Here is a 15706-nt window from a genome sequence, read left to right on the forward strand (position 1 = left end):
ATAAATTATCGATAAAGAGGGAAGATAGCTAGATGTTTTAAATCCGGAAATGTTCGGTAATACTGATACCATCCAATGCTACCCTAACGCTAAATTCTTCTCTGGATTCGCCACGAAACTGTAATTGAATGTAATTATCTGATTTTCTGGATTGAGCATCTAAAAAGATTGCTCCCGAACTATCTAGAACGGTAAGATGAACTCCTGGTGGTAAGTAAATTTGACTGCCGGTTGCGTGCAACTGAAGGTGGATACTCGTTTGCCGATTTTCTGAAGGGGTAATTTCCACAATCAACATCACCGGGTGATTGAGAATTTGGATACCCAAATCAATCAGTTTTGCACGTTTAGTAATTGATTCTGGTGAATTTAAAGTATTTAGTTCTAGAGTTTCAGTACTGCGAAAAGCATAACCCGGTCTAAGTTCTGGCAGATTCCACAAAGATTCGACAGTTTGCCAGCCCGTCTCAAATATACCAGTAAACCATTGACTTAAATTCACTAGTGGAGCAAGTGGAGATTCCCGCAGTTGGGCCATATGATCGATAAATGCTTCCAATGGTTGCAGTTGTCTCAAAGGTAGTATTTCAGTTGCCACACTAGGCACAAAACCCAGTAGCTTGGCTTCTTGGAGCGATTCATCAAATTGAACCACTAAATAACCCACTCGTTCTTCCCAGGTTTCAGGAGGAATGGAACATATCTGCTGGTGTTGATAAACGGGACGACACTCCAGACGACCAACTGATGGCACTTCTAAGTCAGCGACATCCCCGCACAGGCGCATGACGGGGTTCCAGCTGTCACTAGCTGGGAGATTAGTGGGAATATCCATCATTTGCAAATAGTCATTTACCACCCATACAGCTAGAGTATTCAGCCGGACTTGCTCTGCTTTTTGAGAATTTGGCTGCTCATGAGCAAATTGCTGGGCAGTTATGCGAGCTATTTGGGGAATTGGCAATGTTAATGTGAAATCGTCTAGCTGATAGGTGGAGTTATTCATAAGTCAGTTGGTAACGATCAACGCTGTTATGTACATATCGCCCGCATTCACTAAATTTATGCCACAAAATAGAGAATCATTCTTAAAAAAGAGAATTGGGCATGGGGCATTGGGCATTGGGCAGATGGGGAGATGGGAGGCTCTTGAGGCAGGGGAAAAGGTTAAAGGTTAAAGGGAAAAGGAATAAATTTAATCTTTCCCCTTTTCCCCGGTTGGTGAGCTTGTCGAACCATACCCCTTTCCCTTTCCCCATACCCTGTTTGGCCAATGCCCTATGCCCCATGCCCAATTCTCTTTTTGAGTTGCAGCGTCTTACTCTAGAATTTCAGTTTAAAATAACTGAGTCAATATTTAAACTCAGGATAATTTCAGTATCTAAGTTGAAAAACAGTAAAACTTGTGATATTGAAAACATCAGGCATATGGCTGCAAAAATTCCGGTGACAGTAATTACAGGCTTTTTAGGTAGTGGAAAAACTAGCCTAATTCGCCACCTGCTACAAAACAACCAAGGACGCCGCATTGCGGTTTTGGTCAATGAATTTGGCGAACTCGGTATTGATGGCGAATTGTTGAAATCTTGTCAAATTTGCCCTGAGGATGGTGAGGGTGACAGCAATATTTTTGAATTAACCAACGGCTGCTTATGCTGTACCGTCCAGGAAGAGTTTTTCCCGACGATGCAAGAGTTGATTAAGCGGCGAGATAGTATTGATTGTATTTTGATTGAAACTTCTGGTTTGGCGTTACCAAAACCACTGGTGAAAGCTTTTCGCTGGCAGGAAATTCGCAATGCAGCTACGGTGGATGCGGTGATTACTGTGGTTGATTGTGCGGCTGTAGCAGCAGGGACATTTGCCAGCGATCCCCAGGCGATCGCAGCCCAACGACAAGCTGATGATAGTATAGAACACGAAACGCCTTTGCAAGAACTGTTTGAAGACCAACTTGCTTGTGCAGACTTAGTGGTGTTGAATAAAACTGACTTGGTAGACGACGAGACGAAAGCCAGAGTCGAGGAATCGATTAAACAAGAGTTGCCCAGAGTAGTGAAGATTGTGGAAAGTGACCGCTCTCAACTCGATGCATCTATATTATTAGGATTCCAGGCCGCAGTGGAAGACGACCTAGATTCTCGCCCCAGTCATCACGACACCGAAGAAGACCACGACCACGATGAAGAAATTACCTCTGCCAATTTAATTTTAGATCGTGCCTTCGATCCAGAAAAGTTGCAACAACAGTTGCAAGCATTAGCACAAGAACAAGAAATTTATCGAATCAAAGGCTTTGTGGCAGTACCAAACAAACCCATGCGCTTAGTAATGCAAGGTGTGGGAACCAGATTTGATAAATTTTACGATCGCCTCTGGCAACCAGAGGAACCCAGACAAACCCGCTTAGTTTTTATCGGTCGCGATTTAAAATCCTCACAAATCGAATCCCAACTTGTAGCTTTATAAATTTGGGCATTGGGCAAGCTTATTAGCTGTGGGAGGTGTGGGAGGTGTGGGAAGAGAGGGAGGTGTGGGAGGTGTGGGAGGAGAGGAAAGAGGGGAAAAAGCCGGAAGTATAAATTTTCTTTCCCCCCACACTCCCCACACTCCCCACACTCCCCACACTTCCCCATCTCCCCCAGTCCCCAATCCCTAATCCCCAATCCCCATTCCCCACTTTAGAAAACTATGACGATTTCTCAAATATTTAATATTGCGAATCTTTTCGTTTTGCCTTTTTGGGCTTTGATGATTTTATTGCCGAATTGGAAAGTAACACAGCGAATCATGGCGTCATATCTGCCTTTTGTGCTGTTAGCTGGAGTATATTTGTATTTGTTCATCAACAGCGTTACGCCAGAAAACGCCCAAGATTTCTCGAATTTGGAATTAGCTAATGTTGCCCGACTTTTTGCAGACGAAAAAGTTGCAGCAACGGGTTGGGTTCATTATTTAGTGATGGATTTATTTGTTGGTCGCTGGATATACTTAGAAGGTCAAAAAGCTGGTATCTGGACAAGTCATTCCCTTGCTTTGTGTTTCTTTGCTGGGCCTCTGGGATTACTATCTCACTTTTCCACTGGCTGGATATCTAAGAAATTTTTCCCAAAATTTCAGCAAAATGAAGCGGTGACAGTAGCAGAACAATAAACATCATTAACTAACAGTTGTAAGCTCTTATGCATTGAATTGAACAGTCACTTATGCTGTTGACTGTTGATGGTTAACTTTCAACCTTCAACAGCCAACACTAAAATATCTGCAAATTTGTAAATTATCTAAAAATAAAATACTTTATCTATTTTTATTTTATATTATATACCCACAGAAATAAGCTTAGTTACTCCATTAGAAAGAAGCGATAGTCACTTCTTATTTCTAAAGTAAACCCAGAGAGAGTGAAATAAATATTTGCACAATAATAGTTAGATTTTTGCCTGCTTTAAGTTGAGAAATACACCATTTTGGAATAAAAATCCTTTAATTTCCAATCCAGAATGGTTATACATTAGGATTAGGATTTAATCATTACCTGATTGTAGAACTCGATATCTACAATTTTGAGTGGGTTTTGAAGTTCTATTTTGTAAAAATACAAGTGATTAGATAAAGGATTCGCTGCAATACACTTGATTTTGATTTAGGAATACCACTATGGCCATGCAGGAGCAACTACACCAATGGCATGAGTTAGCACAACAGTTGCGTGTAGATAGTATTCGCGCTACAACTGTTGCTGGTTCAGGTCACCCTACCTCGTCTATGTCACCAGCCGATCTGATGGCGGTTTTACTCTCTAAATATCTGCGCTACGATTTTGAGAATCCAGATAACCCCAATAACGATCGCTTCATTCTCTCTAAAGGACACGCTGCACCGTTGCTATATGCGATGTATAAAGCTGCTGGGGTAATTACTGATGAGGAGTTAATGTCACTGCGGCAATTGGGCAGCCGCTTAGAAGGCCATCCGACACCTGTTTTACCTTGGGTTGATGTGGCGACTGGCTCGTTGGGACAAGGATTGCCAATTGGTGTAGGGTTGGCTTTAGCGGGTAAATATTTAGACCAGTTGCCATACTATATCTGGGTGTTGCTGGGTGATAGTGAAACATCTGAGGGGTCTGTTTGGGAGGCTTTCGATCGCGCTTCACACTACAGTTTAGACAATCTCATCGCTATTATTGATGTCAATCGTCTAGGCCAGCGGGGTCAGACTGAATTAGGTTGGAACATACAAGCCTATAGTGCACGTGCTAAAGCTTTTGGTTGGCAAGCGATCGAAATTGATGGTCACAATTTGGAGGAGATTGACCAAGCTTTTAGCGCGGCTTTGGGTGTCAACGATCGCCCCACTGTAATTATTGCTCAGACAAAGAAAGGCAAAGGTGTAGCCTCATTGGAAGATTTAGGTGGTTGGCACGGTAAAGCACTCAAAGCCGATGCCGAAAAAGCAGCGATCGCCGAGTTGGGTGGCGATCGCCAAATCAGAATTTCAGTCAACAAACCCGAAGAACAACCCGAACCAATTGTTATAGGTAACCCTCAACCGCTGCAACTTCCCACTTATAACAAAGGTGCAAAGGTCGCAACACGTCGAGCCTACGGGGACGCTTTAGTAGCGTTGGGAGCTGCTCAACCAAATGTAGTCGTCCTTGATGCAGAGGTCAGTAATTCCACTTATGCTGAAGATTTTGCTGAAGCTTATCCTGAGCGCTACTTTGAGATGTACATTGCCGAACAACAAATGATTGCAGCGGCGGTGGGTTTGCAGGTACGAAAATACAAACCCTTTGCATCGAGTTTTGCAGCTTTCTTGAGCCGAGGTTACGATTTTGTGAGGATGGCGGCTGTTTCCCGCGCCAACATTAAATTAGTGGGTTCCCATGCTGGGGTATCCATTGGTCAAGATGGCCCTTCACAAATGGCACTGGAGGATTTAGCAGCATTCCGGGCAGTATGGAGTAGTACTGTACTGTATCCCAGCGATGCCAACCAGACTGCAAAACTAGTCGCGCAAATGAGCGATCGCAATGGCATTGTCTACCTGCGTACCACCAGAGAAAGCACACCTGTAATTTATGAATCTGATGAAGATTTTCCCATTGGTGGTAGTAAAGTAGTCCGTAGTTCAGACAGCGATGGAGCCGTTATAATTGCTGCTGGGATTACTTTACACGAAGCTCTTAAGGCTTATGACCGTCTGAAAAACGAAGGTATTACTGTGCGTGTCATTGATGCCTACTCCGTCAAACCCATCGATGCCAAGACACTTCATCAAGCTGCACGCGATACCCAGGGTAATTTAGTCGTTGTTGAAGACCATTGGTTAGAAGGCGGATTAGGTGCAGCGGTGCTAGATGTTTTTGCGGGTACTAGTAGTAGTCCTAGCTACGATGAAACCCCGGTGCGGCTAATTAAGTTGGCAGTTAGTGAGATGCCAGGTTCCGGCACCCCAGAAGAACTGCTTCATGCTGCCAAAATTGATGCCGATGCCATTGTTGAAGCGGTGAAATCGGAAGTCAAACAGACAGTAGGAGTAGCTTTGCACTCACAATGACTAACAAAGGCAGAGGTAATATTAAATCCCAAAATAGGGATAAGTTAAAATACTTAAAAAGTGGGTGACCTGAGATTCGAACTCAGAACCAGCGGATTAAGAGTCCGATGCTCTACCGTTGAGCTAGTCACCCACACAGATAACGATCGTAGCAAACTTCTTAGAAATTTGCTAGTGGAACAGCCCAAAAAACTAGTTAAACGGGAAATTTGACGGTAAAGGTGGTTTGACCTGCTGCACTTTCTACAAAAATTGAACCGCCTAAATGTCTGACCATTTTTTGCACTAATGCCAATTCCAATCCGGTGCCGCTATGTTTCCAAGGATCGTGTTTGTCAAGGTGATAAAAAGGCTCAAAAATTCGTGACAGTTCGTTGCTGGTAAGTTCGATTCCAGAATTGGTAATTTGAAGCTTTATTGCGTCGCCTGCCGGTTCAGCCGAAACTGCGATCGATTCACCTGCTGGGGTGTATTTACAGGCATGGTTGAGCAGTTCGGTGACAATCCGTTCTAGATCTGTGATATCTGTTTCTAAAAGTGGGACGGTGGGATCGATATTTAGGTTTAACTGCTGGCGCTGGCAGTTGGTAACATCTCGAAAAGTTTCAATGATGGGGTGAAGCCAGCTTTGTAAGTCAATGGCAATTAAAGTTGGGGGATTTGGTTCGGCTTCTAAAGATGTGAGTGTGAGTAGGTCGTTAATTAACTTGCTCTCTCGCCCACATTCGTTATGCAATATCTGTAAAAGCTGGGGAACGATTTCTATATCTAATATTTGTTCCGGTGCAAGCACACTTTCGAGAGTTTGAGCTGCGAGGCTGATGCTAGTTATTGGTGTTCGCAGTTCTTGGGAGAGTGTTCTGAGAAATTCATTTTTTAATCGTTCGCGTTTTTCTAATTCTTTTACTTGTGCCTGGTTTTTTTGGTAAAGTTGCCCTTGGCGAATAGCGATCGCACATTCATTTGCTATCTGCTGCACTAGCCCAACTTCAAATTCATCAAAGGCCTCTTGTGTTGGTCTTGTCAACCAAATATTTCCTAAAATTCCTTGAGTATCAAAAATTGGACAAGCCATCTGAGCAACAACTAACAATTTTGGTTGCCATCCAGGTACAATTTCTAAAAATTGCAAAGGTTGTTTTTGCAAAAGTGGTTGATAAACTTCTGGACGGTCTGTTATTTCTTTGGTCAATCCCAAACACTTGGGTAAATTAGTAGTGTACTCGTAAGTAATATGTACCTGGGTTTGACAGGCGCTATAAAGTTCGATTTGGCAACGGTCAAGGTTGAGTAAGTGTACTAATTTTTGGGTAACTGTCTGCAAAACCTGAGTTTCATCGACACTATCGCGGATTTGCTCCGTCATCTGTCGCACCAAAGCTTGAAAGTTTCTTACTTGTTGCAACTGATTGATGTGTTTTTGTTTGTGCAACTCGATTTTGACTTTGAAATCGTTGAGTTGCTGATGAAGTTCTGACTGTTGGATAGCAATAGCGATTTGAGTTGCCAGCTGTTTGAGCAAGTTAGTTTCCATTTCTTGCCATTGACGCGGCTGATGGCAATGCTGAGCAATTAATAGTCCCCATACATCTTGCTTCAAAAAAATTGGCACGACTAGATTTGCTCTCACGTGCAAAGATGCCAGGAAATCTATATGGCAAGGGTGTAGTCCTGCTGTATGAATATCTTCAATAACTTGAATGTAACCCTGGCTGTCGTATTGTTGATTTTGACTACCAAAGCAGGGATCGGCGATGTTTTTTCCTAACAGTGGCTCGCTATTAGTCACAGTTGATTCGGCAATGACTACTCCGTTACTATTGCCACCAAAGCGATATATTAGCACGCGATCGCTCTTTAAAAACTGCCGCAGTTCTTGTGTTGTCTGATGGAGAATTGTCTCTAATTCTACAGCTTGGTGAATCCTAGAGGCGATCGCTTCTATGAGTTGCTCCCGTTGTGCCTGGAGTTCAACTGCTTGTTCTGTTTCTTGAATAGAAGTGATATTACTGCTAGTACCAATTAATCGATAAATTTTGGAGTTTGCATCCCGTAATGGAGTCAGAGTCGTACTCCACCAAGTTGGAACGCCCTGGAATTGCAAACATTGTTTGTAGGAAATAGTTTTGCCAAATAATACGCAATCAGTGTAACGCTGACGCACCCTAGCAGCATCAATGGGCGAGAGAATATCCTCTGGTTTTTTGCCCCGCAGATCGTCTGAAGTTATGCCTATCCAGCGCTCATGAGTCGGATTGAGTGCTACATATCGAAAATCTCCGTCTTCTAGCACATCCACTACAAATATTGATGCCTGCACAGAATCGTACATACTCAGTAGAAACTGCTCGCTGCTACTTTTTTTATCTACTTCCGTGCCGAAGAGAACCTGAGGAGGTGGTAATTGTGTCAGTTTTATAGTTGATTCAGTCGGATTTTTATTCATGCGAGAGTCCCTGTCTGGTATTACTGACTCTTCTCGGCGCTCTCTTGTTATTGTGGTTGTAGTAGATGCAGTTAGGCGCCTCAGGCAAAGTGTTGTCAGCCGTTGCTCGTGGAAATTTGGATCTTTCTCTACTTCGCGATCGGAAATTTGGGAAAGCTAATAGGAGTCAGCTTAACAAATCATGCTTTTTCAAGGCGAAAATGCATTGGCAGGTGAGAAAAAATTGCTGATTTTGAACGGTTTTTTCAGAATTGTTGCATATACTTAGGTGCAATCATCAAGTTTTATCAATTTAATTAATAATTCTTCATATTGGAAATGGGGCATTGGGCATTGGGCATTCGGGAAGAAGAGTGGAGTTCAACGGCTCGTAGTTGAATATCAAATATTCGTCGGTGAATATAAAACATTCGTTGGCAAATATCAAAGCCTCGTCGGCGAATATAAAACATTCGTTGGCAAATATTAAAGCCTCGTCGGTGAACATAAAACATTCGTCGGCGAATATCAAAGACTCGTCGGTGAATATCAAAGACTCATCCACTATTTCCCATGCCCCATGCCCAATGCCCAATTCACGATCGCAATTTATGAGCATTGATTCCAGTCAGCATACCAACCAGCAGCCAAGTAATAGCTAATCCGATGACTTCGCCTAAGAATAAGTGAGTTAAGCGGCGTAAAACAATCCCAACAGCAGAACCGCAAGGAATGGCAATTGCCCAACTTGCCGAAGAGACAAATATCCATCGCCACGCCACAGAGGCGGGTTGAGAAATTGCTAACGATTGTGTTAAACCAATTCCTAAGCCGCCGAGTCCTCCATAAATTGCCCCATAGAGAATTCTCAAAGGCAGAAATTGAGTGCTAAATATAAACCAACCCAAGCCACCAATACCAATGGCAGTGATGATACTCCAACCCAAAATACTTGACAAAATCCACCTGATACAAACTATAGGTTGGTTGAGAAGAAAACCTTGAAAAAGTGCGATCGCAAATCCGCCGATAGCAGCTTCTACTACTCCAATATCAGGCTTTTCACCAATTTCAATTAACAACAAACTCAACAAAAAACCGCTAAAAGTAGCTAAAGTCCAGAGAAAATTAAAGTTAAATAATGGCATTGAGGAAACTGGGGACTGGGGAGATGAGGGAGATAGCAACGCTTTGGGAAAAGGGGAAAGGTTAAAGGGAAAAGGAGGGATCTTTCTTTTGCCCTTTGCCCTTTGCCCTTTGCCCTTTGCCCTTTGCCCAATGCCCAGTCCCTTTTGTTTTAATTAAACATGTCAAGAAAAGCTTTGCGTCGCTGTTGGGGTGATTCGGGTACGATGTAACCCCATAGACTCTCCCAGTAAAAAAAGGAGATGCCGTCAAAATTGCGATCGCGTACTGCTTGCACCTGTGCTTTAATTTGGGGTATTTTTACTGGATTATGCATCGTTCCAGATAATATACCAATTCCAACTGGAATTAAAGTTTGAGCCAATTTCACAGATGGTTGTTCGAGTTGAGCGATAAAAGAGTTTTTGTCACTTCGATATACCTGCAAAATTAACTCATCAACTAAGCCTTTTTTTACCCAATTTTCCCAGTCTTGCAAATAGTATTTATAGGCAAAAGCTTGGTAGTTGGGAGACAAAGATATTTTAGCTTTCGGCTTCACTGCCTTGACAGCTTGATAGATTTCTGCCATGAAATCAGTAATTTTGTCTGCTCGCCAACGCATCCATTCTGTGTTGAAAGGATCGTTTGGGGGATTTTTGCCTTGATGTTCTTGTTGATAAAGTTCGATAGTGAAGGGATCGTAACCAAACTGTACGGGCATCCCAAAGTGATCGTCAAGCTGGATACCATCGACATCATAATTTTTGATTACTTCCACAATTAGCCCTTGAATAAATTCTTGCACTTGTGGGTGTAAAGGATTCAGCCAAGCTTGCTTATTTACTAAGCCATTGTCGATTTCTTCTGGTGGACTATCTTGAATAGAATTTATACCTTGTTGCCCAATTGTCAACCAGTCAGGATAACGCCTTGCTAATTCTGAATAATGCGGCGTCATAAATCCATATTCAAACCAGGGAATCACTCTCAAATCTTTATTTTTGGCAAGTTTGGCTATCTTTGTTAAAACATCTTGGCCGCCATGCATAAACTTGAGTAAAGGTTGAGTATCTGAGCCTGTGGTCATTTTAGCTACAGCACTCTGATAAAAAGTATGACCTCGGTTCCAAACTACGGGATAAATTGTATTAAAATTGAGAGCCGATAATTGATTGAGAGCGCGATTAATACCCCAAGGTACAAATAGTACACCACTAGCAACATTAGTCAGCCAAACACCGCGAATTTCTGTACTTAAAGGACTTGTTTTTTGAGAAGAAAGTAGACCTGAAGAGTGTGAAAAAACTGTTATGGTGATTACTAATCCCAAACACAGAAAGTAACAAAAAAAACGGCGTGCAACCTGATTCATTTGTCAGCGTTATGAAGTGCGATCGCAATATTATATAACTACGAAATTAAATTCTAATTCTCCGGAATATGTGAATAAATGATGATTAAATTCCCTAAAAGCTGCGATCGAGTAAAGTTAAATTTACTACAAAAAAAGGAGTCAATGTTGCGATCGCCAGCACTGACTCCTATCCCCTACATATTTTATTTTTTTGTCAGTTGCTTATTTGTCAATCGGCACCCTGAGCATTAGCGCACCCACCCAGTCATTTGTCGGGCCAGGTGCAAAATTGGTGTGGCAGAGCGCACACTCCGCCCTAAAATTGCTGAGAGGAATTGAGCGTCGATAGTACCAATCGCCGTTCACGCGTTCGACGGATGTGTATGCCTGTCCCCCTGCCAACGCTAGCGAATGTGCCTGACGCTCGAAGGCGTCGCGGGGGCGATCGCTTTCTTCGAGCGGTTGCAATGTGCCGACCAGCCGCATATCCTTATTTTTATCGTTAAATATCAGCGAGATGGAGTCCTTGCCCTCTTCTACATTCTGTGGCGTGGTTTCGTCGAACTCCTGCGTCAGCGCAGCGAACAATGTGGCGAGCATGAGATCGCTTGTACGTTGGGCAAACTCAACTTTCTGAGGTGGGGGTGGAATGTCAAAACCACGGGCAATTGTCGTCAGACCGCAGCTGATGACGATCGCCAGCACAAAAATGCCATAGCTGACTAGCTTTCTCAAGCGCATTCTCTTACCTTTTGCTTTGTATTGTTTATGACTTAATAATTTGCCATTACCGTTAGAACTTTTACTTAGCTTTTTTTCCAAAGCGCAGTCTATCCCATCGATCCATTCACAATGGTGTTGTGTAACAAATTAGTTATGTCAAATTACTTACGTGTAATACTATCAGTCTTAACCGGGATAATACAAGTTTTTTGTATGTTTTTTTGATACCTTAATAAAACAAAATGCGTTGGGTAGCGATCGCCACCCAACGCTATACTTTTTTGTGACCTTTTACATGCCGTGAAAACTCTGAACTTTATAAACTCTTTATCTTGCCCATCACTGTTTCTTAAAATCTTTCCACGCCTTCAAATTGCTTGATAGACGATGCATTTGCGGCTTCCCCACAAGTTCGCGGTGTCGGGAATATCTTTTCAGGATTTGCTAAACCTTGAGGATTAAAAACTTGCCTTATCCATTGCATAGTTTCTAAATCAACTTGGGTAAACATTTGGGGCATATAGCATTTTTTCTCTTCACCAATGCCATGTTCGCCAGAAATACTACCACCTACTTGGACGCAAAGTTTGAGAATTTTGCCTCCCATTTCTTCCACTTTTTCTAATGCTCCAGGCACAGAATTATCATAAAGAATTAATGGATGAAGATTGCCATCGCCAGCGTGAAAGACATTCGCAACTCGATAACCATATTGTTGACTTAACATCTCAATTTCATGCAACACATAAGGCAGCTGAGTCCGAGGAATTACACCATCTTGCACATAATAATCTGGGCTTAAATGCCCAGCAGCAGCAAAAGCAGCTTTACGTCCTTTCCATAATTTCAATCGCGTTTCTGGGTCGCTAGCAGAAGTCACATTACGCGCACCATTCTTTTTACAAATTTCTATAACTCGCTGCTTATTGCCTGCAACTTCAACTTCTAACCCGTCAATTTCTATCAGCAAAATAGCAGTCGCATCGCGAGGGTAACAATTAGTTGCTACCACATCTTCAACGGCGTTGATACTAAAGTTATCCATCATCTCCATCCCACCAGGAATAATCCCGGCGCTGATGATGTCAGAAACAGTCGCCCCAGCAGCTTCAATACTAGTAAAATCTGCTAATAATACACAAATTGATTCTGCACTTTTGAGAATTCGCAAAGTAATTTCTGTGGCAATTCCTAAAGTGCCTTCAGAACCAACAAAAACACCCGTTAGATCGTAACCAGGCATTTCTGGAATTTGTCCGCCTAAATCAACAATTTCTCCTAACGGCGTGACAATTTTTAATCCTAAAACGTGGTTAGTAGTCACGCCATATTTCAGACAATGTACCCCACCAGAATTTTCCGCAATATTTCCGCCAATAGAGCAAATAATTTGACTGGAAGGGTCGGGAGCGTAGTAAAAGCCAGCACCGCTAACCGCTTGCGTTACCCAACTATTAATGACGCCTGGTTGCACAACTGTACGTTGATTTTCCAAATCAATACTGAGGATTTGTCGCATTAAAGAAGTGACAATTAAAACCGAATCTTCCAACGGCAAAGCACCGCCAGATAAACCAGTGCCAGAACCGCGTGCTATGAAAGGAATAGAGTATTGGTTGCATATTTTCACAACTTCGGCAACTTGTTCTGTAGTTCTCGGTAGCACCACCACAGCCGGACGTTGACGATAACCGGTTAAACCATCGCATTCATAGGTAATAAGTTCTTCTCGGCGTTGCACTACACCATTTTTGCCAAGTACAGCCTCGAATGCTTTGATGATAGGTTTCCAGTTACGTTGTTTTTTATCTTGGGTAAGCATAGGTTTTTAAAGGTAGATGTTTAAGCTTGGTTGGGCTGTAATTCCCATTGTTGCAAGAATAGCAGTTCGTGAGGAGTAAGAAGCGATCGCACTCATCTTTTGCAATCAGTTAGAGTATTAAAAAGCGAGCAATTTTACTGCCTAATCTCTACTTGTAGAACGTATTCACTAAAGTGATGTAATAAACTAATAGTAGTTGTTAATTGCTACTTACAGTTCAATAAACTAATTAATAAACCTACCTGTTTTATCAATAAACCGCTCTTGCCCACCAATGTTGACTCTTGCTTGGACAAAAGCTAGCACCTCCAAAATTTCTTCTAAAAGTTGAATTACATCAGCTTCACTCCACGGTTCTCCTGAAATAATTTCGTTACTTAAGTCATGCCCTTCAATGAATTCCTGGACAAGATAAAATTCTCTATTTTCTTCAAAAAAATCATACAGTTCAGGGATTTGCGGATGTTCCTTACCCAATTTAAATAGAATTGCTGCTCCCTTCTTAAATCTTTGCTCTGTATCTAGATCTGGCGTTGAGGGTCCGATCGACCGTTTGATAACACATTTATACTTAGATATGACTGGTAGATCTTGTGGGTATTCAGCCAAATAGGTCTCTCCAAACCCACCTGCTCCCAATTTCTCTACAATTTTGTAACGCTGTCGGAGTATATATCCAATCATGACACTGATGCTAGAGACCCTTTGTGTAGATTTTGGCACAATTTATTTGATAACAGCATTCTTGTTGTTAAGTACTCTCTTATCCTGAATCAACTAACCTAGAAATAACGCTCTTAATACTGGATACAGCGATGGTTAATCAACTTTTAATCCATGATGATGATTACTATGTGCCAGATGCCAACCAGTTAGTTACTGAAGATGATACACCTGTGGACAATTTTGCTTCCGAAAAACAACAACGTCTCTTGGTTGGCTCTCTTTACAGTTCTGCACAGGAGCAGACTTTTTTAGCAGCCGCGAATGTCGGCATTTACCATACAGATGGCCAACCAGCAATTGTACCTGATGTTTTTCTTAGCTTGGATGTGCAAGTACCTGAAAATTGGTGGGAAAAACAAAATCGTTGTTATATGGTTTGGCGTTTTGGTAAACCACCGGAAGTTGTCCTCGAAGTTGTCTCTAATAAAGAAGGTGATGAACTGGGCAAAAAGCTAGAAATATATGAACAAATGCGGGCAAGTTATTACATTGTTTATGACCCAAATCAGCAATTAGGAGAAAAAGATCTGCGTGTTTATGAACTCAGGGGAAGACGCTACTTTGAAACTGAAGAAACTTGGTTAGAACAAGTTGGTTTAGGTGTAACTTTATGGGAAGGTGAATTTGAAAGTAGACAGGATACTTGGTTACGCTGGTGCTACCAAGATGGAAATGTTTTACCAACTGGGGATGAACGCGCTTCACAAGCTGAACAACGTGCTTCCCAAGCTGAACAACGCGCTTCCCAAGCTGAACAACGCGCCCAAATTTTAGCAGAAAGGCTGCGAGCTATGGGCATCAATCCTGACACTATCTAAAACAATCATGTAAAGACGCAAATAAAACTTTGCACGGCAGTTGCTTCAAGTCGGGGAACCCGCTGCTAGCGCCTGCCTCGTCTTTGCGACTTTGCACGAGCCAAAAAAACTCATCAATTCGTACAATTAATAAACTCATTTATTCGCTGCCAAACCTTCTCTAATAAATCGGGATCGTCTGCATCAAACCACTCAATTTGTGGATAAGCTCTAAACCATGTACGTTGTCGCTTGGCAAATTGTCTTGTATGCAAAACCGTTAATTCTTTCGCTTCATCTAGGGAAATATCCCCGGCTAAATATTGCTTGATTTCTTGATAGCCCAAAGTATTCAATAATGGCAAATCAGCGCCATATTTTTGACATAGATATTCCACTTCAGCGACCAAACCATTTGCTATCATTTGTTCAGTACGCTGTTGAATACGAGCCTCTAATTTTTCTACATCACAATCTAATCCAATTTGTAAAATTGGATAATTTGGTGGATTCTCCCCTTGCTGTTCGGAAATTGGATAGCCAGTTACATAATATACTTCTAACGCTCGTAAAGTTCGCACGGAATCATTAGCGTGAATTTTTTGTGCAGCAACGGGATCGACTTGTTGTAACATTGCATAGAGTTGATTTTGACCCAGAGATTCTAGTTGCGATCGCAATTCATTTTGCGGTGCCACACGAGGAATTTTCATCCCTTGGACAATAGAACGTATGTATAAACCAGTACCTCCAACTAGTAACAGTGGCACGCCAGATACTAAAGAATTGATTAAGACTTGCGCTTTTTGTTGATAGTCTGCTAGTGTCATCGTGTCTGTTGGGTCGCAGATATCTATTAAATAGTGCGGCACTAATTTTTGTTCGGCCAGACTTGGCTTTGCCGTACCAATATCAAACTCCCGATAAACCTGGCGAGAGTCAGCACTGAGAATTACAGAACCCAACCGCATTGCCAAAGCCAAAGCCAACCCTGACTTACCTGTTGCCGTCGCCCCACAAATTACAATTAATTTTGTCATTAGTCATTTGTCATTGGTTATTGGGCATTGGTCATGGGGCATTGATTGGGAAAGGGGTAAGGGGAAAAGGGGAAAGATTAAATTTATTCCTTTTCCCTTTTCGCTTTAACCTTTTCCCCTGCTTCCCCT

The 15706-nt window shown here is 42.2% G+C and carries 14 protein-coding genes and 1 tRNA gene; 5 read left to right on the plus strand and 10 right to left on the minus strand.

Features of this window, described 5'->3' with window-relative positions:
• Positions 1 to 37: 37 nt before the first annotated feature.
• Positions 38 to 1006 (minus strand): DUF1822 family protein, encoded by a 969-nt coding sequence (locus tag NSTC745_RS00155; RefSeq protein WP_445635365.1) that lies wholly within the window; start codon positions 1004 to 1006, stop codon positions 38 to 40.
• Positions 1007 to 1428: 422 nt separating this feature from the next.
• Here NSTC745_RS00155 and cobW point away from each other — a divergent pair, with 422 nt between their 5' ends.
• From cobW to NSTC745_RS00175, 4 genes are all read left to right on the plus strand, one after another.
• On the plus strand, positions 1429 to 2469 hold the full coding sequence (gene cobW, locus NSTC745_RS00160) for a cobalamin biosynthesis protein CobW (RefSeq protein ID WP_445635366.1): 1041 nt from the start codon (positions 1429 to 1431) through the stop codon (positions 2467 to 2469).
• Positions 2470 to 2497: 28 nt separating this feature from the next.
• Entirely contained in the window at positions 2498 to 2659 is a 162-nt protein-coding gene (locus NSTC745_RS00165; protein ID WP_445635367.1) for a hypothetical protein, read from the plus strand.
• Between the two features lie 32 nt (positions 2660 to 2691).
• Positions 2692 to 3153, plus strand: coding sequence for an ABA4-like family protein (locus NSTC745_RS00170; RefSeq protein WP_445635368.1), 462 nt, complete (start codon positions 2692 to 2694; stop codon positions 3151 to 3153).
• A gap of 504 nt (positions 3154 to 3657) precedes the next feature.
• A complete protein-coding gene (locus NSTC745_RS00175; protein WP_445635369.1) occupies positions 3658 to 5562 on the plus strand; it encodes a transketolase in 1905 nt (634 codons plus the stop codon).
• 61 nt (positions 5563 to 5623) lie between these two features.
• Here the strand turns inward: NSTC745_RS00175 and NSTC745_RS00180 are convergent.
• The 8 genes from NSTC745_RS00180 to NSTC745_RS00215 all read right to left on the minus strand — a co-directional run bounded on the left by NSTC745_RS00180 (position 5624) and on the right by NSTC745_RS00215 (position 13698).
• Positions 5624 to 5695 (minus strand) — tRNA-Lys (locus tag NSTC745_RS00180).
• A gap of 63 nt (positions 5696 to 5758) precedes the next feature.
• A complete protein-coding gene (locus NSTC745_RS00185) occupies positions 5759 to 8008 on the minus strand; it encodes a GAF domain-containing protein (protein ID WP_445635370.1) in 2250 nt (749 codons plus the stop codon).
• A 307-nt stretch (positions 8009 to 8315) separates the two neighbouring features.
• A complete protein-coding gene (locus NSTC745_RS00190; RefSeq protein WP_445635371.1) occupies positions 8316 to 8606 on the minus strand; it encodes a hypothetical protein in 291 nt (96 codons plus the stop codon).
• On the minus strand, positions 8584 to 9135 hold the full coding sequence (locus NSTC745_RS00195; RefSeq protein ID WP_445635372.1) for a hypothetical protein: 552 nt from the start codon (positions 9133 to 9135) through the stop codon (positions 8584 to 8586). The genes NSTC745_RS00190 and NSTC745_RS00195 overlap by 23 nt, the downstream gene beginning before the upstream one ends.
• A gap of 149 nt (positions 9136 to 9284) precedes the next feature.
• The gene (locus NSTC745_RS00200) at positions 9285 to 10487 is read right to left on the minus strand and encodes a glycoside hydrolase family 10 protein (protein ID WP_445635373.1); all 1203 of its coding nucleotides are present in this window, start codon (positions 10485 to 10487) and stop codon (positions 9285 to 9287) included.
• 204 nt (positions 10488 to 10691) lie between these two features.
• The gene (locus tag NSTC745_RS00205; RefSeq protein ID WP_445635374.1) at positions 10692 to 11291 is read right to left on the minus strand and encodes a hypothetical protein; all 600 of its coding nucleotides are present in this window, start codon (positions 11289 to 11291) and stop codon (positions 10692 to 10694) included.
• A gap of 250 nt (positions 11292 to 11541) precedes the next feature.
• A complete protein-coding gene (gene glcD / locus NSTC745_RS00210) occupies positions 11542 to 13014 on the minus strand; it encodes a glycolate oxidase subunit GlcD (protein ID WP_445635375.1) in 1473 nt (490 codons plus the stop codon).
• A gap of 225 nt (positions 13015 to 13239) precedes the next feature.
• The gene (locus NSTC745_RS00215; RefSeq protein WP_445635376.1) at positions 13240 to 13698 is read right to left on the minus strand and encodes a serine/threonine protein kinase; all 459 of its coding nucleotides are present in this window, start codon (positions 13696 to 13698) and stop codon (positions 13240 to 13242) included.
• A 131-nt stretch (positions 13699 to 13829) separates the two neighbouring features.
• Here NSTC745_RS00215 and NSTC745_RS00220 point away from each other — a divergent pair, with 131 nt between their 5' ends.
• Positions 13830 to 14558 carry a Uma2 family endonuclease gene (locus NSTC745_RS00220; RefSeq protein WP_445635377.1) on the plus strand — a complete coding sequence of 243 codons (729 nt, stop codon included), beginning with the start codon at positions 13830 to 13832 and terminating at the stop codon, positions 14556 to 14558.
• A 113-nt stretch (positions 14559 to 14671) separates the two neighbouring features.
• Here NSTC745_RS00220 and miaA read toward each other — a convergent pair whose 3' ends face one another.
• Positions 14672 to 15577: a tRNA (adenosine(37)-N6)-dimethylallyltransferase MiaA gene (gene miaA, locus NSTC745_RS00225; protein WP_445635378.1), complete on the minus strand. Its 906-nt coding sequence runs from the start codon at positions 15575 to 15577 to the stop codon at positions 14672 to 14674.
• Positions 15578 to 15706: the final 129 nt, after the last annotated feature.

The organism is Nostoc sp. DSM 114161, assembly GCF_052692665.1.

Excerpts from the sequence above, each read along its gene's own strand:
- NSTC745_RS00155 (WP_445635365.1), bottom strand. The coding sequence starts at position 1,006 with ATGAATAACTCCACCTATCAGCTAGACGATTTCACATTAACATTGCCA.
- cobW (WP_445635366.1), top strand. The coding sequence starts at position 1,429 with ATGGCTGCAAAAATTCCGGTGACAGTAATTACAGGCTTTTTAGGTAGT.
- NSTC745_RS00170 (WP_445635368.1), top strand. The coding sequence starts at position 2,692 with ATGACGATTTCTCAAATATTTAATATTGCGAATCTTTTCGTTTTGCCT.
- NSTC745_RS00175 (WP_445635369.1), top strand. The coding sequence starts at position 3,658 with ATGGCCATGCAGGAGCAACTACACCAATGGCATGAGTTAGCACAACAG.
- NSTC745_RS00185 (WP_445635370.1), bottom strand. The coding sequence starts at position 8,008 with ATGAATAAAAATCCGACTGAATCAACTATAAAACTGACACAATTACCA.
- NSTC745_RS00190 (WP_445635371.1), bottom strand. The coding sequence starts at position 8,606 with ATGCTCATAAATTGCGATCGTGAATTGGGCATTGGGCATGGGGCATGG.
- NSTC745_RS00195 (WP_445635372.1), bottom strand. The coding sequence starts at position 9,135 with ATGCCATTATTTAACTTTAATTTTCTCTGGACTTTAGCTACTTTTAGC.
- NSTC745_RS00200 (WP_445635373.1), bottom strand. The coding sequence starts at position 10,487 with ATGAATCAGGTTGCACGCCGTTTTTTTTGTTACTTTCTGTGTTTGGGA.
- glcD (WP_445635375.1), bottom strand. The coding sequence starts at position 13,014 with ATGCTTACCCAAGATAAAAAACAACGTAACTGGAAACCTATCATCAAA.
- NSTC745_RS00215 (WP_445635376.1), bottom strand. The coding sequence starts at position 13,698 with ATGATTGGATATATACTCCGACAGCGTTACAAAATTGTAGAGAAATTG.
- NSTC745_RS00220 (WP_445635377.1), top strand. The coding sequence starts at position 13,830 with ATGGTTAATCAACTTTTAATCCATGATGATGATTACTATGTGCCAGAT.
- miaA (WP_445635378.1), bottom strand. The coding sequence starts at position 15,577 with ATGACAAAATTAATTGTAATTTGTGGGGCGACGGCAACAGGTAAGTCA.